The organism is Ruminococcus intestinalis (assembly GCF_014288065.1).
GTDB classification, from domain to species: domain Bacteria; phylum Bacillota; class Clostridia; order Oscillospirales; family Acutalibacteraceae; genus Ruminococcoides; species Ruminococcoides intestinale_A.
On the sequence record NZ_JACOPS010000001.1, the window covers coordinates 417,712 to 438,327 of the forward strand.

Genomic DNA, 20,616 nt, shown 5'->3' on the forward strand with positions numbered 1-20,616 from the left:
TTTATGGCTAATCATACTGAAAAAAAAGCTAAAAAATATATATTTGTAACAGGCGGCGTAGTATCCGGTCTTGGTAAGGGTATTACAGCAGCTTCTCTCGGCAGACTCCTTAAGGCAAGAGGCCTTAAGGTAGTCGCTCAAAAACTTGATCCGTACATCAATGTTGACCCGGGTACAATGAGCCCGTATCAGCACGGCGAGGTTTATGTAACTGAGGACGGCGCAGAAACCGACCTCGACCTCGGTCACTATGAGCGTTTTATTGACGAAGACCTCAACAAGTATTCAAATCTTACAACAGGTAAGGTTTATTCAAATGTACTTGAAAAAGAGCGTCACGGCGATTACCTCGGCAAAACAGTACAGGTAATCCCACACATTACAAATGAAATTAAGTCTTTTATTTACAATGTAGGTGAAAAGACTGATGCCGATATTGTAATTACAGAAATCGGCGGTACAGTAGGCGACATTGAAAGCCAGCCTTTCCTTGAGTCAATCCGTCAGGTTTCGCTTGAAGTCGGCAGAGAAAACAGTATTTTCATTCATGTTACACTTGTTCCGTATATTAAGGGCAGTGAAGAGCATAAATCAAAGCCGACACAGCATTCGGTTAAGGAACTCCGTTCACTCGGTATCAACCCTGATATTATTGTTCTTCGTTGTGACGAACCGCTTGAAGAGAGTATCTTTAAGAAAATTGCCTTGTTCTGTAATGTAAAGCCTGACTGTGTAATTGAGAACATTACACTTCCGACTCTTTATCAGGCACCGCTTATGCTTGAAGAGAGCAACTTCTCAAATGTAGTTTGCCGTGAACTTAACATAGCTACAGACAAAACACCTGACCTTACAGAGTGGAAAGAAATGCTCGAAAGAATCAATAACCGTTCAAAGAAATGCAAAATTGCTCTTTGCGGTAAATATGTTGCTCTTCACGACGCATACCTTTCAGTAGCCGAGGCACTTCGTCACGCAGGTTACGAAAATTCCGCTGATGTTGAAATCAAGTGGGTTGACTGTGAGCTTATCACAAAGTATTCGGCAGATGACCTTTTAGGCGATGTTGACGGTATTCTTGTTCCGGGCGGCTTTGGCAACAGAGGTGTTGAAGGTAAGGTAATGGCTGCCAAATATGCTCGTGAGCACGATATTCCGTACCTCGGTATCTGCCTTGGTATGCAGACAGCAGTAATTGAATTTGCTAAGCATGTACTCGGATATGAGGATGCAAACAGCGGTGAGTTTGCTCCGGAGGGCAAGCACAATGTAATCGACCTTATGCCCGAACAGCTCGGTATTGAAGATATGGGCGGTACAATGCGCCTCGGTGCTTATCCTTGCGTTATCAAGAAAGGCTCAATTATGGAAAGAGCTTACGGTAAGCCTGAAGTACAGGAGCGCCACCGTCATCGTTATGAATTTAATAATGATTACAGAGAAGAAATTGAAAAGGCAGGTATGATTATTACAGGTACATCACCTAACGGTATGCTCGTTGAGGCAGTTGAAATTCCTGCCAATAAGTTCTACATCGGTGTTCAGTATCACCCTGAATTTAAGTCCCGTCCTAACAGAGCACATCCACTTTTCAGAGAGTTTATTAAGGCTTCGCTTGATAAGTGATTTTGGAATTTTCTTGGTTTTGGCAATTATTTGTCACTAACCTTTTGCCCATATATCAGAAAAGGATTGATAATAATGCAGATTAACAGAAATTTTGACAACCTCGTGCCAAACTATCTTTTTGCAGAGGTTGCATCAAGAACAAATAAGTATATGAAGGAACACCCTGACAAGAAGGTAATTAAGCTCGGTATCGGCGATGTAACACTTCCGCTTGCTCCTGTTGTAATTGAGGCTATGAAGAAAGGTGCAGAAGACCTTGCACATAAGGATACTTTTAAGGGCTATCCTGATTATGAGGGCTATGCATTCCTCAGAGAGGCTATTTCTAACTATTATGCAGGTTTTGGCGTAACAGTAGATGCAAACGAAATCTTTGTGTCCGATGGCGCAAAGTCAGACTGCGGCAATATCGGTGACATTTTCGGCAAGGATAATGTTGTTCTCGTTACCGACCCTGTTTACCCTGTATATGTTGACTCAAACATTATGGCAGGCAGAAAGATTGTTTATGCTAACTCAAACCGTGAGAATAACTTTGCGGCTCTCCCTGATGAGAATGTAAAGGCTGACATCATCTATCTCTGTTCACCTAATAACCCAACAGGTTCAGCCTATACAGCTGACGAGTTAAAGCAGTGGGTTGACTATGCAATCAAGAATGACGCTATCATTCTCTATGATGCAGCATATGAGGCATTTATTACAGAGGATCTCCCTCGTTCAATTTTCGCAATTGAGGGTGCACGAAAGTGCGCAATTGAGATGTGCTCACTTTCAAAGACAGCAGGCTTTACAGGTACAAGATGCGGCTACACAATCATTCCGAGAGAGCTTGAGCGTGACGGTCACAACATCTACAATACTTGGTATCGCCGTCAGGCAACTAAGTTTAACGGCGTTTCTTGGCCTGTACAGTGTGCAGCTGCCGCTGTATTCAGTGAAGAGGGTCAGAAGCAGATTAAGGAGAATATTTCTTACTACCAGGATAATGCAAAAATTATCTCATCAGCTATGGATGAACTAGGCATTTATTATACAGGCGGTAAGAACTCACCGTATATTTGGCTCAAGTGCCCTAATGATATGGGTAGCTGGGAATTCTTTGACCTCCTTCTTAACGAGGCTAATGTAGTAGGTACTCCGGGTGAGGGCTTTGGTAAGAACGGTGCAGGTTACTTCCGTCTTACTTCATTCGGTGACAGAGAAAACACAATCGAGGCAGTAGAGAGAATTAAGAAGTTACTTTCAAAGTAATTTTATTTCTGCCAAAGTATAGTGATTATTTGAATTTTAAAGGTGCTGTAAAAAAACAGCGCAAATAAAAACGACTGCATTCTAACCGAAAGGTAGGAATGCAGTCATTTTTCTGTAATGGAATATCTTTGAGTTTGACTTGTCCGTTTTCATAAATATATACACTGCCTCTGCAATAAGGGCATCGGATTGACTGCGTTGACCTTACGCTCTCCAAAAACAGTACGCTTTTATCTTTATTAGGGCTGATTCCTATATGTGTTCCTTGAAATCCTTTACTTTAAAATTCGACTTTGATGTCATCTAAAAAGAGCATAGGTTTCTCTCCTCCGTTGTTTGTATTGTCAACTACAATTCTGGAGCTTCCTATGCTCTTTTTCAATATTTACTTTTGATTATCCCACATTTTTCCGTGATGAGGGATAAAAAAAGAATCAAAATTTTGAAGTTTTGATTCCTTTTTTGCTATTTATTTGTTTTGATGTTTATTTTTATTTAATACTTTCCCTACCACCAAACTGCTCAAAAAAGCCGCAAGCAAAATCCATGGTAAAATTCTTGCGTCGAAGCATAGTAGGAGAAGTACGGTTACTGCAAGAGGTTTTCGCATTGTAACACCGAGAAGTGCTGCGGTAATTACTGCTGCGCAAAATGCGGTATCAAGCCCCATAAGTAGAGCTACACCAAAGCCGATACTCACTCCGCAGAAAATAACGGGGAAGAAATGACCGCCTTTCCACCCTGATTTAATGCAAACATTTGTTATTACAAGTTTTAATAATCCTGAAATTATCAGTATCCACGGCGCAAATTCTCCGATACCGTTATTTATCTCGTTAATGCTGTCTTCACCCGAAAACATTACAAGCGGAAGGTATGTACCGAAAATTCCAAGAATAATTCCGCCGAGTGTGGTGCTTATTATTATTCCTAAACTGCTCTGAATTTTTTCAAATAAAATTTTGAGCAGTTTTTCTGATATTATAAATAAAAGTCCAGCTAAAGTGCCGAGAAGTGCAAGAGGAATACCCCATAGTCTTTCAGTATTTGTAATGTTGTATTCGCCTATTCTCGGTAATCCCATACTGCCGCCGAAAGCTTGATTCAGTAAAAATATTGTTCCTGTTGCAAACAGCACAGCTACGATATTTGAAATTAATTTGCCTGTGCGTATATCGGTTGCTTTGTCTTGGGTATCTAATTGTTCTTCATTTGCTGCGGCAAGACCGAAAAGCGGTGCATAAAAAATAGCCGTTAATGTGGCGCTCACACCTGTTTGCATAAGTTCGGGTATCTTACTTTGTGCATTCTTCATATGATTGCCTGCCCAGTAACAAAGTCCGACAATAACTCCTGTAAGTCCTGCTTCCGGTCCGATACTGCCGCCGAAAAGCAGTGGAATAAGTGCGGAAATACAAAGCAACAGCACTTTATTGTACGGATAAAATTTATCTCGCTTAACTTTTTTCATTACTTCTTCAAGCTCGTCGGGGACTGCTTTTGAGATTTTTTGATATATTCCAAGAAGTATTCCGCCGATTGTACAAACTGCAAGAGGATAATATGTAAAATTGATATTTGACGGAACAGTTTCCCATATAAAGCTGATTCCAAGGCTCATTAATTTAAGAAATAGCCATACTATACAGGCTATTACCGCACCGCTGAACCCGCAAAAAAGATAATAGATGAAATTGTTGGCAAGTGTACTTTTTTTCATATGTTGCCCCCCGTATTAAAATTATATGATTTCTTTTGAGTGTTGTAATACGCAATTGTGTCTATATTGTCAAGTATAAATTGTTGGACATTGCTGTCATATAAAACGACTTTATATGAACCGTACATCCCCAAGCGTTCCTGTGTTGTGATGCCGAGTTGAATACCGTTTTCAGTTGGAATTTTATGATTTTTACCGTTTTCGTCGGCAAAATATTCAAGCATATTAATTTTTATAAGCCAATTAGTTATGCTTGTTGTTTTAATTCCTTTCATTTCCTCGGTATCAATCAAACTGTTAAGCTTTTTGGTAATTTCGGTAACTGTAATTGGGTTATCATCAAAAACATAATCTGCTAATTGCTGCGGTGTAACAGAAAAGGGAATTTTACTGTTTTTCTTTTTTGCAGATTGTTGTTATTTTCAATTAAATTTCTAAGTACATCGGAAACATAAAAAAGACATCTTGAAATATGTATATTATTTATAGTATCGTTTTCTGACGCCAATTCATTGGTTATTGGATTTATTCCGTTGGCGAGTTTGTCAAGATATGATTTTGCTTTTAAAAGTTTTTCATTTTCGTTCAAGTTAATCACCTGCTGGAGTTTTTATTAGGTAGTATGTATTTAAAATTATACCATATTGATATAGAATATTGCAATTAATTAGAGAAAGAATATCGAAAATTTAGCTAATATGTTATATTAAAGTGCTGAAAGAAACTTTGTTGTGAAACTATATAATAGCTATTATTGGTGATGAAAGTGCAATTCAGCCTAAGTGTTTTGTTTATTAGGTCGAGAGATGTATTGCAAATTGAGATAAGCAAATATTTAAACATAATTATATTTTATTAGATAACTATGATAAAACGGTTGCCGAGATCGGATAGTGGTATAGACTATGATTTATAGCATTTATATAAGATTTTTATATCGCAATAATTTAATATAATATAAAATAATATTGTAGATGATATGACCCCTAAAAATATTAAAATATTTTAAAAGCACTCTATGATTTGCAGAACTCCTGATTGGTTGCCATTTGTTTTCACTCTCTCAGGGGCAAGGATTGCTGCTGTTTTTGCAAATAAAGCTGAACCCAAAATTTTGTGTACTATAATCAAATTTAATTGTAGGTTTTCTTGCAAATTAACAATGATTTTGTAAAAAAATGCAAAATAGTCAAATTTGTATTGGTTAATATGCATATATTAAAGAAAAGTGCCAATTTATTAGTTATATTAATCTTAAATAAGCTTTTTTGTTGATATATTGAACTTTATGTGATATAATTATGAAAAAGTGTAGTGTGTAAATGTGTGTATACTTATATTATTGTGAGATGAGGTTGCTTTTTTGAATAACAAATTAATTGTATCTAACAATAATAATTTAAATAAAACCTTTTGCGGAATTGACTTATTTAAGTTAATTGCAGCTGTATTGGTAGTTTTTATCCATGCTGATGAGGCGAAAAACGAGATGATAACAAATGTTGTTACGAATTGCTTTTCAGGAATGGCAGTACCGTTTTTCTTTATAGTTTCAGGCTTTTTCTTTGAAAAAGGTTTGTCTAAATCTAAAAATAAAAAATCATTCTTGTTTAATTATGAAAAGAAATTACTTTTCTTATATCTTTTTTGGCAAATAGTTAATTTACCGAGTAACATTTTTATATATGTTAGTAAGTATCCGGATGCATCTGTGCTTAAATACATTTTGTTATTGTTTCGTTCTATATTTTTGTGTGGAAACGGTGTTGTATGGTATATACTTGCAATGTGTGAAGCTGCAGCGGTAATATATTTTTTACATAAAATTTCTGCACAAAAATGTTTGTGTGTTTTAATATTTGCTGGATTATTGCTTTTGTTAGGTTACGATGCTTTTTCAGAGATATTATCAGGAACTGCTTACTCATACATTAACAAAGGTTTTTATATTGTTTTTTCATGGAGTAATAATTTTATAATGAAAGCAGTTCCGTTTATGGGAATAGGATATTTAATTTCTGCTAAAGGACTAAAATCATCATTTAAGATTTCACTGTTGATTTTTGCGTTAATTTCTGTTTTTAGTGTATTAGTATACCTGTTTGATTTAAAATCAATTGTAAATTTTGATGTTAATATAATTTTAAATATACCTTTATCTATACTTTTCTTTTTAATGGCTGTGAGTATTAATTTTAACATAAGCGCTAAAAAATCTATTGCAATGAGGGAATTAAGTTCTTCAATATATTTTTTACACACATATTTTATTTACAATTTGATGGATCGATTTTTTGGAGTTGAGTTTAGTAGTATAATAAAAGTTTTGGTTGCGTTGGGTGGATCTATTATTGCATATATAATTGTTAAGAAAACAAATATAAGGCTTTTTAAATTTGCTTTAAATATTAGCAAATAAATTAATTATAAGTATTCAGCGGAGTTAATTGTTATGATGAACAGAGAAAAAACAATTTACAATAGAATAATTAAGAGAATTTTAGATGTTATATGCTCTTTTATGGCAATTGTATTTCTCTCAATAGTTTATTTACCGATTTGTGTAGTTATAAAATGTACAAGTAAAGGCCCGATTTTCTTTAAGCAAAAGAGAATCGGAAAAGATAAAAAATATTTTAATATACTTAAATTCAGAACAATGAGAATTGATACTCCGAAAGATTGTCCTACTCATTTGTTAAAAAATCCGGAACAATATATCACTAAAGTTGGCAAATTTCTGAGAAAAACAAGTTTAGATGAATTGCCGCAAATTTTCAATATATTTAAAGGTGATATGAGTGTTATAGGACCTAGACCTGCACTGTGGAATCAAGATGATTTAATAGCTGAAAGAGATGAATATAACATTAATAATTTAACTCCCGGGTTGACTGGTTGGGCTCAGATTAACGGAAGAGATGAACTTCCTATACCTGAAAAAGTACAGATGGACAAGGTTTATTATGATAATTTGGGCTTTGCGTTTGATGTTAAGTGTTTGTTTATGACAGTTGTCAGCGTATTTAAACACGAGGGAGTAGTAGAAGGCGGAACAGGAGCTATGAATGATGAGCAATAAGAAAAAGAAAATTTTGATTCTGACTAACCATTCTTATATGCTTTATCGTTTCAGGAAAGAGTTAATTGAAGAGTTGATGAAGAATAATGAGGTAATATTAAGTATGCCTTTTGTCGGTCATCATGAAGATTTTATGAATATGGGTTTGCACTGTATAGAAACAAAAATGGAGCGAAGAGGTATAAATCCTTTTACTGATCTTTCTTTAATGAATTTTTATAAGAAAATGCTAAAAGAAGAAAAACCCGATTTAGTTATAACATATTCAATTAAGCCTAATATTTATGGCGGACTAATGTGTTCTAAGCTGAAAATTCCTTTTTATGCTAATGTTCAGGGCTTAGGAACAGCTTTTCAAACAAAGGGTCTTGCACAATTCGTTACTTTATTGTATAAAACTGCTTTTAAAAAAGTACAAACAGTATTTTTTGAAAATCAGGTTAATGCTGATGAATTTACAAGCAGAAAAATCATACAACCTGAAAAAGAAACCGTATTAAACGGTGCAGGCATAAATTTGGAAATATATAATTACCAACCATATCCGCATAATAAACCGCCAAGATTTTTATATCTTGGCAGAATTATGAAAGAAAAGGGTATGGATGAACTTTTTGAGGCATCGGAGAAACTGCACAATGACGGCGAGAAATTTATTCTGGATTTAGTTGGCTTTTTTGAAGATGAGTATAAAGAAAAAGTTGACCGACTTGTTGAGAAAGGCATTGTTGCATTTCACGGCTTCCAGGAAGAACCTCGACCTTATTATGCAAAAGCAGACTGTGTAGTGATGCCCAGTTATCATGAGGGAATGAGTAATGTCAATCTTGAGGCTTCTGCTACCGGCAGACCGGTAATTACCACAAATATTCCCGGATGCAGAGAATCTGTAGAAGACGGAATTACAGGCTGGCTGTGTGAATCGAAAAATGCAGACAATCTTTACGAAAAGATGAAAATGTTTTTAAATACAAATATTACTACTCGTGAAGAAATGGGAAAGAAAGCTCGTAAAAAAATGGAAAAAGAGTTTGACAAAAATTCGATTGTGAAACAAACTATAGCCGCATTAGATTTAAATTAAATGTTTAATATAGATTGTTGGAAGGATTAGTATGATAAGAGTATTACAAATTGTAACATATATGGGCAGAGGCGGTCTTGAAACTATGATAATGAACTATTATAGAAATATTGATCGCAATAAAGTTCAGTTTGACTTTCTTGTTCATCGTCAGGAAGAAGCTGATTATGATAAAGAAATAGTTGCTTTGGGCGGTAAAATTTATCATATGCCAATGTTAAATCCTTTTTCAAAATCTTATTTTAATGCTTTGGATTCATTTTTTAAAGAACATAAATATGATATTGTACATTGTCATTTAGATTGTATGAGCGCATACCCTTTAAAAATAGCCCAAAAAAATGGTGTAAGAGTTAGGATTGCTCATTCACATTCAAAAAGTCAAGACAAAAATATTAAGTATCCTATTAAATTATATTCCAAAAGATTGATACCTCAATATGCTACTCATTTGTTTTCTTGCGGAAAGGAAGCGGGTGATTGGATGTTTTGCGGTCATGAATATACTATCATAAACAATGCAATTGATGCACAAAAATATCTTTTTAATAGAGATGTTGCTAAAAAAGTAAGAACTGAATTAAATATTAATGACGATGCTCTCGTAGTGGGTCATGTGGGGCGATTTAATCCGCCTAAGAATCATGATTTCATTATAGATGTCTTTAATAAGATTTATCAAAAAAATAATACAGCAAAATTGATTCTCGTTGGCGCGGGTAATGGTCAACAGAATATTATAGATAAGGTTAAAAATCTTGCATTATCTGATAGTGTTTTATTTTTAGGTAACCGAACCGATGTAAATAAAATTTTACAGGCTATGGATGTATTTCTTTTTCCGTCACTTTACGAGGGTTTGCCGCTTTCTATAATTGAAGCTCAAGCTGCCGGATTACCATGCGTTATATCCGATAATGTTCCACCGGAGTGTATAAAAACAGATAGAGTTTTTCATTATAGTTTAGAAAAACCTTTAGATTTTTGGGCGAATAAAATAATAGAGGCTGCAAAAATTGAGAAAAATGATACATATGATGAAATTGTAGCTTCCGGATTTGATATTAAAAATAATGCAAATAAACTGCAAAACTTTTACACTTCGTTTTGTTATGGAGAATGAAAATGGCAACTTTAACTGTATTTACACCATTATATAATAGAATAAATACTTTAAAAAGAACTTATGAAAGTTTAAAAAGACAAACATCCAAGGATTTTGTTTGGCTGATTATTGATGACGGTTCTACTGATAATCCATATGAGATTATAAAGGAATGGATTAAAATTAATAATGGCTTTGAAATAAGGTATGTTTACAAAGAAAATGGCGGAATGCATACAGCGCATAATACGGCTTACGAAAATATTGATACCGAACTTAATGTTTGTGTAGATTCGGATGATTATATGCCGGATAACGCGGTGCAATTGATTATTGATTGTTGGAATAAAAACAAAAATAAAGGTTATGCCGGTATAATTGCACTCGATTTTGCCGATTCAACAAAAAAAGTAATTGGCAAAGAATTGCCAACAGACAAAGAAAGCACAACCCTTATGGGGTATTATAATAATGGTGGCTTTGGTGATAAAAAACTAATTTACAGGACAGATATAATAAAACAAACGCCTCCGTATCCTGTGTTTAACAATGAGAAATATGTTGCACTTGCATATAAGTATCATCTGATTGATGAAAAATATGAATTAAAAATACTTAATGAATGTGTTTGTATTGTTGATTATCAAATGGACGGTTCGAGTACAAATATGTACAGACAATATGTAAGGAATCCAAAAGGATTTGCTTTTTGGAGAAAAGAAGAAATGAAACACAGTATAAATACCAAACAAAAGATAAAGGCTTGTATTCACTATGTTTCAAGTTCTTTAATAGCTAAAAATAAACACTTTATAAAAGAATCACCGGAAAAGTTTTTAACAGTATTAAGCATTCCGCTTGGATTTCTGTTAAAGATAATCGTTGTAAAAAAATCAAAATCTTCTTATATGAAGGTTGAAGGGATTTAGTTAATGAATGTATTTGTATATACAACAGTATTAGTATTAATATTGTTTTATATTGGCAGAAAACCGCTTGATAAAAATATTACAATTGAAACCGAAAAGACTAAGATAAGAGATACAAATACATTATTTTTTATTTTAGGAACATTGTTATTAGTGTATGTAACAGGGCAAAGATTTGATTTTGCCGATACTATAGCATATTGGGAAATTTTTACTAAAGCTATGCCAATTGATGAGTGCATATCTTCTTTTTCAATTGGAAACGAATGGTTGTTTCAGTTTTATATGTCGTTCATACATACTTATATATCTACTGACCCGAGAGTTTTTATTGAAATTACTTCATTAATCACTATTTTCCCTTTAATGTATTTTTTATATAATTATAGCGGTGATTTAAAATTTGCTTTTTATATTTTTATAATGTCCGGCTGTTGGGAACATTCAATGAATGGACTGAGACAGTATTTGGCTACTGCAATAATAGTTGCGGGATTTCAACTTTTAGCGAACAGAAAATGGTATTTGTTTTTACCGTTAGTATTTATTGTTGCTCAAATACATACATCGGCATATATTTTTTTGCTTTTGTATTTTATAACAAATACAGAAGCTTGCGGTAAAATGACAAAATTTATTTTAGCTATTTCAATATTAATTGTAATTACATCCCCATTGACAGGAGGATTTGTTGATAACCTGTTATCGGGATCGGATTATGGTGATAGATATTCCGGACAAGAATGGAATTACAGCATAAATATCTTCAGAGTATTGGTAAGTGTTGTGCCGATTGTTTTAGCTTTTTTCAATAAAGATCTAATGAAAAATAAATATAAATATTACAACACTGTATTTAATATGGCTCTGTTTTTCGCTGTATTTACAATGGCGGGAGTGTTTTCAGCTGTGTATGCCAGATATAATTTATATTTCGAAATATTTACTGTATTGCTATTGGTATGGAATGTTAACGAGATGGTAGTTAAATTAAAAATTCCGTGGATAAAAAATGCGGCATATATCTGCTATACATTATATTTTATATATCAAATTGTATTTACTTATGGTATGGGATGGCATACCGATTACCAATTTTTTACTAACAGCTTTGGACAAGTATCTTGGATATAAATTTTTAAAAGGAGCAGTTTATGAATGAGGTTTTTAAATATGATTATTATAGAATGACTGGTAATAGCTATTCGTTTTCTTTTAAAGCTAAATTTAGATTATTTTTATATCATCAACTTAAATTTATGTATTTATGGAGAAAATTAAAAGTAAAAAATAACTGTATTAACAGAGCAAGATTATATAGATTGACTAAAAAATATGGTTTAGAAATTTCACTGTCAGCCACAATTGGAAAAGGGTTATATTTAGGACATCCATACAATATTACTGTGGCATCAGATGTTGTAATCGGTGATAATGTTAATTTACATAAAGGATGTACTATAGGCAGAGAAAATAGAGGAGATAGAGCAGGTGTTCCTAAAATTGGTAATAATGTGTCGGTTGGTATAAATTCTACTATTGTCGGTAAAGTCAATATAGGAAATGATGTTATGATTGCACCAAACAGCTTTATTAATTTTGATGTACCTGATCATTCGGTGGTATTGGGAAATCCTGCAAAAATTCATTCAAAGGAATATGCTACAAAATGTTATGTGAACTTTTTAGTTTAGTGTTTTAATACAAATGGAGAGTAAAATGATACCAAAGAAAATACATTATTGTTGGTTTGGGCATGGAGAAAAATCAAAATTAGCAAAGAAATGTATTGCAAGTTGGAAAAAATATTGCCCAGATTATGAAATAATCGAATGGAACGAAGAAAATTTTAATGTAAATCAGAGTCCATATACTGAAATGTGTTACAAAGAGAAAAAATATGCGTTTTTAACAGATTATCTTCGACTAAAGATTATTCAGGAATATGGAGGAATATACTTTGATACAGATGTAGAGGTAATACGTTCTTTTGATGATCTTTTAGATGCTGGGGCATTTTTTGGTTTTGAAACACCAAAGTATGTTAATACAGGAGAAGGATTTGGTGCGGAAGCAAATCATCCGATAGTTGCTCAAATGTTGAAGGAATATGACGTGTTATTAGATGGGAGACATGGAATGAAAGGTTGCCCGATACTTAATACGGAAGCATTAAGGAAAGTGGGACTAGAGCAAAATGGAACTAAGCAACAGATTGGTTCAGCAGTGATTTATCCAATGGATTATTTTAATCCATATGATGATCCAGTAGGAATATTAACTGTGACAGAGAATACATATTCTATACATTGGTATGGAAAAAGTTGGTTGGATAAAAAAACAATAATTAGAAGTAAACTGATGAAGCCAATTCATCGTATTTTTGGGAAAGGTTTTTTTCATGGAAATGAGTAAAATTCGCATATTTATGGTTGGATTGAGTAATAACAAAGGTGGGGTTGAATCGTACATTATAAATCTGTGTGAACATTTACATTCAAAAGAGTTTGAAATTGTATATGATTGGCCAGAAATGTGTATAGAAGATAAAAAATGGATTAAGCCTAAGAATAGACATAATTACATAAAATACGTAGCTTTTTGGCATAGTTTTTTCAAAGAAAATAAATTTGATGTGATTTATTATAATACATGTGATATTGTAAGTGTGGATATGCTGAAATTTGCAAAAAAAGCAGGGGTACCGGTAAGAATTATACATTCGCATAGTACAGATACGCAATTTAAAAAGAGATGGTTTCATTATTTGACTGAAAAATATAATCGGAAAAATATTGAAAAGATTGCAACCGATTTATTGGCCTGCTCGGAAGAAGCAGGAAAATGGATGTTTGATAAAAGCAAATTTACTGTAATAAAAAATGGAATAAATTTGCGAACATATGAATTTAATGAACAGTTTAGAGAAGAATGTCGAAAAAGTATAGGGATAAAAGATGAATATTTAATAGGGTGTGTAGGTCGATTAGTCTTGCCAAAAAATCCAGAGATGTCAGTGGAAATTATGAAAGAAATATCTAAATTGAATGCAACTGCAAAATTTGTATTTGTAGGTGATGGAGAACTTAGACCGCAGGTAGAACAGAAAATTAAAGAATACAATCTTGAAGATAGAATCGTCCTATTAGGGCCTCGTGACGACGCAAATAAATGGTATTCGGCACTAGATTGTCTTGTCATGCCATCATTATTTGAAGGACTTCCATTTACTTTAGTAGAGGCACAAGCAGCAGGTTTGTCTTGTGTGGTATCAAACACCGTATCTAGTGATGCAAATATTACAGGATTAATTGAGTATGTCGATTTGAATCAAAGTACAAAAGTATGGGCAGAACATATATTAGAAACTTGTGAGAAAGAAAGATTAGATACAAAAGAACAATTAAAAAAAGCAGGGTATTCAATTCAAGATACAGCGGAGCAGGTTGATAAAATAATTCAAACATCATTAGAAAAGAGAGTACAATGTTGACGAGTAAAGTAAGAGAATCAAATTTAGAATATCTCAGAATTCTTAGTATGATTTTTATTGTTGCAGGACACTCAGTGTTGCATGGTGGGGTGGAGATGCCTCTAACAGTAAATGGGATTTTTGCTTTTGTAATGACACAGGGGTCAAGAATAGGTGTTAATATATTTGTTTTACTGTCAGGATATTTTTCTGCTACGAAGGTAATTTATATAGATAAAATAAAGAAAATTTATATTCAAGTATGGACTTATTCAATTATGATTGCAGTGGTATTGTTTGCTTTTGGAAAAATCAGTTTAAAATCTGTTATCATGTCGGCTTTGCCAATATCAACTTCTCAATATTGGTTTGCAACATGTTATGTGATTCTTTTATTGATTAGTCCGGCATTGCAAATTTTTATTCATAATGTAGATAGAAAAATATATAGAAGAATATTGATTGTATTGTTTGTGCTTTGGTCTGTTATTCCATCGTTTCACATTGGTCAACCGGGCTATTCCAATATGGGATGGTTTATATTTCTATATTTATTAGCTGGATACATAAGAATATATCCAACAAAGTATATTGATCGGATAAATGTGTTATATGGTATGGTAGCATATGGAATATTGGTTGTATTTGCAGTAATTACATATGTATATGGATATAATATTCCATTTTTCAGAGAAAATGCAAAATATTTATATGCAGAGATGAATACAGTTACTGCCATCACATGTTCTGTTTTATTGTTTTTAGGATTTCGAAATTTAAAGATAAGAAACAATCCTAAAATAAATAAAATAGCAGGTTGTACCTTTGGGGTATATCTTTTCCACGATCATCCTCTTATTAGAGATGTTATATGGGTTGATCTATTAGGAAATAGGGATCATATTGATGAATCATTATTTCCGTTAAGATTGATTTTGTCCATAATTGGAGTGTTTCTTATTGGTACTGTTTTGGAATATTGTAGACAAATAATTTTAGGGAGAATAAGTTGTAATGATAATAAAAAAAGTAATGGTCAGATTACGTAATACTGTCTGGAATTATAAGCATAAAAAAATAAGTCGGAAAAATCGTGAACGGCTGAATTGCGATGATGTTACTATTATTTCTACAAATTGTACTGGTGGTATTCTATATCATGATTTAGGTCTTGAATTTAAATCTCCAACAGTAAATCTGTTCTTTCGTGCACAGGATTTTATAAAACTGTGTGAAAACATAGAGTACTATATGAGCATTGACAAATTTGTTGAATGTACGGATAAGGAAATTATCGGAGATAGAGAATATCCGGTTGTATATTTAGGAGATTTACTGGTATTTTGTGTTCATTATGATACAGTAGAAGAGGCAGAAAGAAAGTGGAATTCTAGAAAGCAACGCATCAACTGGGAGCATATCGTGATTATAAATTGTGATAGAGAGGGTATGACAGAGGAAGTGAAAGATCGTTTTGAAGCACTTCCTTACCGTAAAGTGATGTTTGTACATAAGCCCGATAAAAGACATCCTAGTTGTTTTTATATTAAAGGATATGAAAATCAAGAATCGGTAGGAATTATTACGGATCATAATACATGGGATGGAAAAAGACCGGTCGATCAGTTTGATTGGGTGAAATTTATAAATGGAGATAGTTGATATGTTACAACAAGGGAGAGATAATTTTGAGAGCAGAGCAGAGCGCATTGAATGGATAGATTAAGCAAAAGGTATAGGCATTGTTTTAGTTATGTTGGGGCATTGCTGTTTACACCGGAATTTTTGCTTTTGGTTTTATGCATTTCACATGCCTTTATTTTTTATTTTGTCAGGATATACTTTTTCAGGTAAGGGAAAATTTGCGGATTATTTAAAGAAGAAAATAAGAACTCTTTTAGTACCATACATGTTTTTTGTAATTATTACAATGTGTTGTAACGGAGTTTTGGCAGTAATACACGGGAATGAATATCATGTATTTGAAATACTCAAGCTATATATTATCTAAAATAGATATACCTTACTATGGTTTATTACGTGTTTGTTTTTGGCAAATCTGTTGATGTATGTGTTGCAAAGTCTTCGGTCTAAAACAAAGACAAATCATTTTTGGCTAATTATTGGTTGTATAGGTGCTTTGGTATTTGGAATATATAGAGTTATTATAGGGAAAGATTTACCATGGAATGCGGATTTGTCAATTTTAGCAATGGCATTTATGAGTTTTGGAAAGTGGTGTAGAGAGCAAAAAATTATCGAGAAAGTAAAATTAATGAGATATAGTTTGGCTATTTGTATCCTAATAACATTTAGTGTTTCAGCAGTTAACTATATTTATTTTGAGAGAGTGGATTTATATAGCGATGCTTTTGGAAACCCAATTTTATTTATGACTGCTGCACTTACTGGAACATTTGCAGTTGTATTGATATCAATGACGACAAATAATCGAATATTAATAGAACTCGGAAAGAATTCGCTGATTTATTATGGGTTACATAGAATAATTATTGATTTGATGTTTGTTGTATATGAAAAAATGGGGATACAAATTGATAATGCAAGTTGGTCTGCTGTAAGATTTGCAATAATAAGTGTATGTGTTGCAATTGTGATATTGACGCCAGTTAAGTGTTTGGTTTTGAAATATATACCTTGGTGTTTAGGAAAGAAAAAAGAGTAGGGAAGATATGATTAGTGTAATTGTACCAGTGTATGGTGTAGAAAAATATTTGCCTAAATGTATAGAAAGTTTAGTGAAACAAACTTTTAAGGACATTGAAATAGTATTAATTGATGATGGATCTCCGGATTCTTGCGGAAAAATATGTGATGAGTATGCTGAAAATTATGAACAACTTGTTGTTATTCATCAAGTAAATCAAGGAGTTTCAGCGGCAAGAAATGCGGGATTAAAAATTGCTAAGGGCGAATATATTGGATTTGTTGATCCTGATGATTGGATAGCACCGGAGATGTATGAAAGTATGCACTCAGCCATGAAAGAAACGAATGCAGATTTATGTATATGTGGGTATGATTATTATGATGAACACGGAAAAGTAGATGAGAATAGACGTTATAATACAAAAGAAAATGAGACTATTACACAGAAGGATGTGATGTATAGATTTTTTGATATGCCACCAACTATTAGGCATGTAGTTGCAAATAAATTATTTAAAAAGGAATTATTACAAGATAATAAATTTAAAGAAGGTTTGCATTCTTCAGAAGATGTATTATTTTTAGATGAATATGTACTAAAAATAAAAAATGCAGTGGTTGTGCATCAGCCTTATTATAAAAGTCTTGTTCGTCAAGGAAGTGCAACGCATGGTGGGCTAAGTATAAATAGTTTGGCAGATTCATTTGAAGCTCATGAAAGAATGTATTTAGATTCTATAAGGCGGTATCCTGAGTTGAAAAATCATGCAGCAGCTTTTTTATTAGATGTGTGTACATTGAAATATAACGAAGCAAAAGAAAAATGGGTAAAAATGGAAGAAAATGAAAAGAAAAGTGCAAAAGAGAAGTTAAAAATCATGTTGAAATTTATTAAAAAATATGCACTATATTCAATTTTGGATAAGGAAATTTATTGGAAGACAAGAGTTGCGTATTTAATTATGAAATAATGGTGGAGAAAATGGAAAATTATAAGATTGATTTTGTTATACCATGGGTAAATGGTGGCGATTTAGAATGGCAAAAGGAAAAAGAAAAGTATTGGATAAAGGAGGGCAATACTCCGTTTTTGGATGGAAACCAAGCATCCCGTTTCCGTGATTGGGATAATTTACGTTATTGGTTTCGTGGTGTGGAAAAATTTACGCCATGGGTTAATAAGATATATTTTGTTACTTGTGGGCATATTCCGGAATGGTTGAATACGCATCATCCTAAATTGGAAGTTATTAATCATAAGGATTATATACCAAAAGAATACTTACCGGTTTTTCAAGCCAATCCAATTGAACTTAACTTTCATCGAATAACAAGTCTAGAAGAACATTTTGTATATTTTAATGATGATATGTTTGTGATAAGTCCAATGGAAAAAAAAGATTTTTTTGTAAACGGATTACCTAGAGAAATGGCAACAATGTATCTGTTAACAAATGATGGAAAAGAAGATACTTTTCAATATATGCTATTTCGTATGATGGGTGAAGTGAATCAACAATTTGATTTACATGATAGTATAAAAAAGAATCCATTCAAATGGTTTAATCCTATTTATAAAAAATATTTATTGAATAATTTTTTGCTTTACCGATTTCATAATGTTTCTGGCTTATATACACCTCATGTACCGAGTTCGTTGAGAAAATCTACAATGATGGAAGTATGGGAAAACATTTCGAATTCAATGGTAGAAACATGTAAACATCGTTTTAGAAATCCTAGAGATATTACACAATATATTTTTCGATATTGGGAGATTATGAAAGGCACATTTACGCCAACGAATATTATGGATTATAGTGAAGAATTTTTTTTAGATGAGTCTAATATAGATTATTTAGTAGAGTCCATAACAAAACAAAAATATAAAATGATTTGTATTAATGATAGTATTTCAATAAAGAATTTTGAACAATTAAAAAATCAAGTAATTGGTGCATTTGAGACAATACTAATGAGTAAATCAGAATATGAAAGATGAAGTTATTTAAGAGCATGTTACGTTTAGTATATGAGTAGCATGAATACATATGTGACAGACAATATGTGGGAGTAGAAAATGAGTAAAGGGGAAAAAATTCTAAAAATTTTTGGGTATGGAGTCATTTCCCAAGTTATTACACTATTGCTTGGAATTATTATTCCTAAATTGATGATTGTAAGTTATGGATCAGAAGTAAATGGGTTGCTGTCTTCTATCAGACAGGTTTTTGTTTATGTTGCACTTCTGGAGGCCGGGATAGGAACTGCATCATTACAGGCACTGTATGCGCCAATTGCTGCTAATGACAAAAAACGTACTTGTGAAATAATGTCTGCAACAAATCGATATTATAAACGAACAGGCATTTTGTATGGTATAGCAGTTATTGCTTTGGCAATAATATATCCTATAGTTGTAAAATCAGATATACCTGTGTTTGTAGTTGTGGCAGTTATATTTTTTCAGGGAGCATCAGGTGTTATTAACTATTTTTTTCAAGGTAAATTTACAATTTTATTGCGCGTAGATGGAAAAAGTTATATAACAACAAATGCAACAACCATAGTTTCTGTTGCTTCAAAACTTATTCAAATTGGTTTGATGTTAACTGGATTTGATGTAGTCATGGTTCAATTTTCATATTTCGTAGTGAACTTGTTACAAATGATTTATATATCGTTATATGTGAAGAAACATTATGCATGGCTTGATTTATCTGTTGAGCCGGATTATGCTTCGTTGAGTCAAAGTAAAAATGTAATTATACATCAAGTATCAGGACTTATTTTCAATAATACAGATATTATTGTCCTTACATTATTCTGTGACTTAAAAACAGTTAGTGTATATTCATTATATAGTTTGATTGTTAGTTGTGTGTCTAACATTATCGACATGTTATGCAGCAGTGTTGAATTTGTGCTTGGACAAGCATTTAATTCGAACAGAAATTATTTTTTAAAACTTCAGGAAGTATATGAAACTTACTATTTAGGCATTTCATTTTTCTTTTTTACCGTAACATTGATTATGCTTCCTTCGTTTATGAGGGTATATTCTCAGGGAATCACAGATGCCCAATATGTAGATAAATATTTACCGCTTCTATTTGTAACTTTGAATGTGTTGATGTATGCGAGAAGAACATCAAGTCAGATCATTAATTTTGCTGGGCATTTTAAACAGACACAGGTAAGGTCAATTATAGAGAGTGCTATTAATCTTACAGTATCATTAGTTTTGGTATTTAAAATAGGTGTGTATGGAGTTTTAATAGGAACCATTGTAGCACTATTTTATCGAACAAATGATGTTATTATTTATGCAAACTGGAATATATTAGGAAGAAAACCATGGAAGACATATAGAAGATGGATACAAAACTTATTTGTTATGATAAGTTCTGTATTTTTGATTAATAATATTTTACCGGATATTGAAAATTATTTTTCATGGATTGTAAATGCAGCGTGGGTGTCAATAGTATGCGGAGCGGTATACTTTGGCATAGATTCTATCTGCGATATAGAGAGTTTTAGATTTGTAAAAGAAATGTGTCATGAATTTGTAAAAAAAAGAGAAGTTCGGTAAAAGATTATATAAATTAAACGGTGTTTAAGCTCCGGTAATAATTTATGTAGATAGGATTATAAATAATTGTAATAGG

19 protein-coding genes and 1 pseudogene are annotated in these 20,616 nt (G+C 32.6%); 17 read left to right on the top strand and 3 right to left on the bottom strand.

Annotated features, from left to right (window positions below; genetic code table 11):
• Positions 1–3 precede the first annotated feature (3 nt).
• Together pyrG and H8R91_RS02050 are read left to right on the top strand one after the other, a co-directional pair.
• A complete protein-coding gene (pyrG, locus tag H8R91_RS02045) occupies positions 4–1,626 on the top strand; it encodes a CTP synthase (protein ID WP_022235519.1) in 1,623 nt (540 codons plus the stop codon).
• Positions 1,627–1,701: 75 nt separating this feature from the next.
• Positions 1,702–2,883 carry an LL-diaminopimelate aminotransferase gene (locus tag H8R91_RS02050; RefSeq protein ID WP_186934665.1) on the top strand — a complete coding sequence of 394 codons (1,182 nt, stop codon included), beginning with the start codon at positions 1,702–1,704 and terminating at the stop codon, positions 2,881–2,883.
• Between the two features lie 469 nt (positions 2,884–3,352).
• Here the strand turns inward: H8R91_RS02050 and H8R91_RS02055 are convergent, their stop codons facing one another.
• The 3 genes from H8R91_RS02055 to H8R91_RS02065 form a co-directional block, all read right to left on the bottom strand.
• Positions 3,353–4,603, bottom strand: coding sequence for a chloride channel protein (locus H8R91_RS02055; RefSeq protein WP_186934666.1), 1,251 nt, complete (start codon positions 4,601–4,603; stop codon positions 3,353–3,355).
• Positions 4,600–4,878 carry a hypothetical protein gene (locus H8R91_RS02060; protein WP_186934667.1) on the bottom strand — a complete coding sequence of 93 codons (279 nt, stop codon included), beginning with the start codon at positions 4,876–4,878 and terminating at the stop codon, positions 4,600–4,602. The genes H8R91_RS02055 and H8R91_RS02060 overlap by 4 nt, the downstream gene beginning before the upstream one ends.
• An 80-nt stretch (positions 4,879–4,958) precedes the next feature.
• The gene (locus H8R91_RS02065; RefSeq protein WP_186934668.1) at positions 4,959–5,192 is read right to left on the bottom strand and encodes a hypothetical protein; all 234 of its coding nucleotides are present in this window, start codon (positions 5,190–5,192) and stop codon (positions 4,959–4,961) included.
• A gap of 774 nt (positions 5,193–5,966) precedes the next feature.
• Between H8R91_RS02065 and H8R91_RS02070 the strand changes: the two genes are divergently transcribed.
• From H8R91_RS02070 to H8R91_RS02145, 15 genes and pseudogenes are all read left to right on the top strand, one after another.
• The gene (locus H8R91_RS02070) at positions 5,967–7,022 is read left to right on the top strand and encodes an acyltransferase family protein (RefSeq protein ID WP_186934669.1); all 1,056 of its coding nucleotides are present in this window, start codon (positions 5,967–5,969) and stop codon (positions 7,020–7,022) included.
• 33 nt (positions 7,023–7,055) lie between these two features.
• Positions 7,056–7,685 carry a sugar transferase gene (locus tag H8R91_RS02075; protein WP_186934670.1) on the top strand — a complete coding sequence of 210 codons (630 nt, stop codon included), beginning with the start codon at positions 7,056–7,058 and terminating at the stop codon, positions 7,683–7,685.
• Positions 7,672–8,769, top strand: coding sequence for a glycosyltransferase family 4 protein (locus H8R91_RS02080; protein WP_243237671.1), 1,098 nt, complete (start codon positions 7,672–7,674; stop codon positions 8,767–8,769). Before H8R91_RS02075 ends, H8R91_RS02080 begins: the two co-directional genes overlap by 14 nt.
• A gap of 31 nt (positions 8,770–8,800) precedes the next feature.
• A complete protein-coding gene (locus tag H8R91_RS02085; RefSeq protein ID WP_186934671.1) occupies positions 8,801–9,892 on the top strand; it encodes a glycosyltransferase family 1 protein in 1,092 nt (363 codons plus the stop codon).
• A gap of 2 nt (positions 9,893–9,894) precedes the next feature.
• Positions 9,895–10,803 (top strand): glycosyltransferase family 2 protein, encoded by a 909-nt coding sequence (locus H8R91_RS02090; protein ID WP_186934672.1) that lies wholly within the window; start codon positions 9,895–9,897, stop codon positions 10,801–10,803.
• Between the two features lie 3 nt (positions 10,804–10,806).
• Complete coding sequence (locus tag H8R91_RS02095) at positions 10,807–11,937, top strand: EpsG family protein (protein ID WP_186934673.1); 1,131 nt, start codon at positions 10,807–10,809, stop codon at positions 11,935–11,937.
• A gap of 20 nt (positions 11,938–11,957) precedes the next feature.
• Positions 11,958–12,497, top strand: a complete 540-nt coding sequence (locus tag H8R91_RS02100; protein ID WP_243237673.1) for a serine acetyltransferase — start codon at positions 11,958–11,960, stop codon at positions 12,495–12,497.
• A 25-nt stretch (positions 12,498–12,522) separates the two neighbouring features.
• Positions 12,523–13,218 (top strand): glycosyltransferase family 32 protein, encoded by a 696-nt coding sequence (locus H8R91_RS02105; RefSeq protein WP_186934674.1) that lies wholly within the window; start codon positions 12,523–12,525, stop codon positions 13,216–13,218.
• Positions 13,205–14,296, top strand: a complete 1,092-nt coding sequence (locus H8R91_RS02110; protein ID WP_186934675.1) for a glycosyltransferase — start codon at positions 13,205–13,207, stop codon at positions 14,294–14,296. Before H8R91_RS02105 ends, H8R91_RS02110 begins: the two co-directional genes overlap by 14 nt.
• On the top strand, positions 14,290–15,324 hold the full coding sequence (locus H8R91_RS02115) for an acyltransferase (protein ID WP_279287544.1): 1,035 nt from the start codon (positions 14,290–14,292) through the stop codon (positions 15,322–15,324). Before H8R91_RS02110 ends, H8R91_RS02115 begins: the two co-directional genes overlap by 7 nt.
• Positions 15,290–15,937 (top strand): DUF1919 domain-containing protein, encoded by a 648-nt coding sequence (locus H8R91_RS02120; RefSeq protein ID WP_186934677.1) that lies wholly within the window; start codon positions 15,290–15,292, stop codon positions 15,935–15,937. Before H8R91_RS02115 ends, H8R91_RS02120 begins: the two co-directional genes overlap by 35 nt.
• 73 nt (positions 15,938–16,010) lie before the next feature.
• Positions 16,011–16,961: pseudogene (locus tag H8R91_RS02130) on the top strand (acyltransferase family protein).
• 7 nt (positions 16,962–16,968) lie between these two features.
• Positions 16,969–17,916: a glycosyltransferase family 2 protein gene (locus tag H8R91_RS02135; RefSeq protein WP_186934680.1), complete on the top strand. Its 948-nt coding sequence runs from the start codon at positions 16,969–16,971 to the stop codon at positions 17,914–17,916.
• Between the two features lie 11 nt (positions 17,917–17,927).
• Positions 17,928–18,947, top strand: coding sequence for a Stealth CR1 domain-containing protein (locus H8R91_RS02140; protein ID WP_186934681.1), 1,020 nt, complete (start codon positions 17,928–17,930; stop codon positions 18,945–18,947).
• Between the two features lie 78 nt (positions 18,948–19,025).
• The gene (locus H8R91_RS02145; protein ID WP_186934682.1) at positions 19,026–20,540 is read left to right on the top strand and encodes a lipopolysaccharide biosynthesis protein; all 1,515 of its coding nucleotides are present in this window, start codon (positions 19,026–19,028) and stop codon (positions 20,538–20,540) included.
• Positions 20,541–20,616 lie beyond the last annotated feature (76 nt).

Bases quoted from the DNA above. Each gene is read 5' to 3' on its own strand.
- H8R91_RS02105 (WP_186934674.1), top strand. From the start codon at position 12,523: ATGATACCAAAGAAAATACATTATTGTTGGTTTGGGCATGGAGAAAAA.
- H8R91_RS02055 (WP_186934666.1), bottom strand. From the start codon at position 4,603: ATGAAAAAAAGTACACTTGCCAACAATTTCATCTATTATCTTTTTTGC.
- H8R91_RS02075 (WP_186934670.1), top strand. From the start codon at position 7,056: ATGATGAACAGAGAAAAAACAATTTACAATAGAATAATTAAGAGAATT.
- H8R91_RS02050 (WP_186934665.1), top strand. From the start codon at position 1,702: ATGCAGATTAACAGAAATTTTGACAACCTCGTGCCAAACTATCTTTTT.
- H8R91_RS02090 (WP_186934672.1), top strand. From the start codon at position 9,895: ATGGCAACTTTAACTGTATTTACACCATTATATAATAGAATAAATACT.
- H8R91_RS02085 (WP_186934671.1), top strand. From the start codon at position 8,801: ATGATAAGAGTATTACAAATTGTAACATATATGGGCAGAGGCGGTCTT.
- H8R91_RS02080 (WP_243237671.1), top strand. From the start codon at position 7,672: ATGATGAGCAATAAGAAAAAGAAAATTTTGATTCTGACTAACCATTCT.
- H8R91_RS02135 (WP_186934680.1), top strand. From the start codon at position 16,969: ATGATTAGTGTAATTGTACCAGTGTATGGTGTAGAAAAATATTTGCCT.
- H8R91_RS02120 (WP_186934677.1), top strand. From the start codon at position 15,290: ATGATAATAAAAAAAGTAATGGTCAGATTACGTAATACTGTCTGGAAT.
- H8R91_RS02115 (WP_279287544.1), top strand. From the start codon at position 14,290: ATGTTGACGAGTAAAGTAAGAGAATCAAATTTAGAATATCTCAGAATT.
- H8R91_RS02140 (WP_186934681.1), top strand. From the start codon at position 17,928: ATGGAAAATTATAAGATTGATTTTGTTATACCATGGGTAAATGGTGGC.
- H8R91_RS02100 (WP_243237673.1), top strand. From the start codon at position 11,958: ATGAATGAGGTTTTTAAATATGATTATTATAGAATGACTGGTAATAGC.
- H8R91_RS02095 (WP_186934673.1), top strand. From the start codon at position 10,807: ATGAATGTATTTGTATATACAACAGTATTAGTATTAATATTGTTTTAT.
- H8R91_RS02060 (WP_186934667.1), bottom strand. From the start codon at position 4,878: ATGAAAGGAATTAAAACAACAAGCATAACTAATTGGCTTATAAAAATT.
- H8R91_RS02110 (WP_186934675.1), top strand. From the start codon at position 13,205: ATGGAAATGAGTAAAATTCGCATATTTATGGTTGGATTGAGTAATAAC.
- H8R91_RS02145 (WP_186934682.1), top strand. From the start codon at position 19,026: ATGAGTAAAGGGGAAAAAATTCTAAAAATTTTTGGGTATGGAGTCATT.
- pyrG (WP_022235519.1), top strand. From the start codon at position 4: ATGGCTAATCATACTGAAAAAAAAGCTAAAAAATATATATTTGTAACA.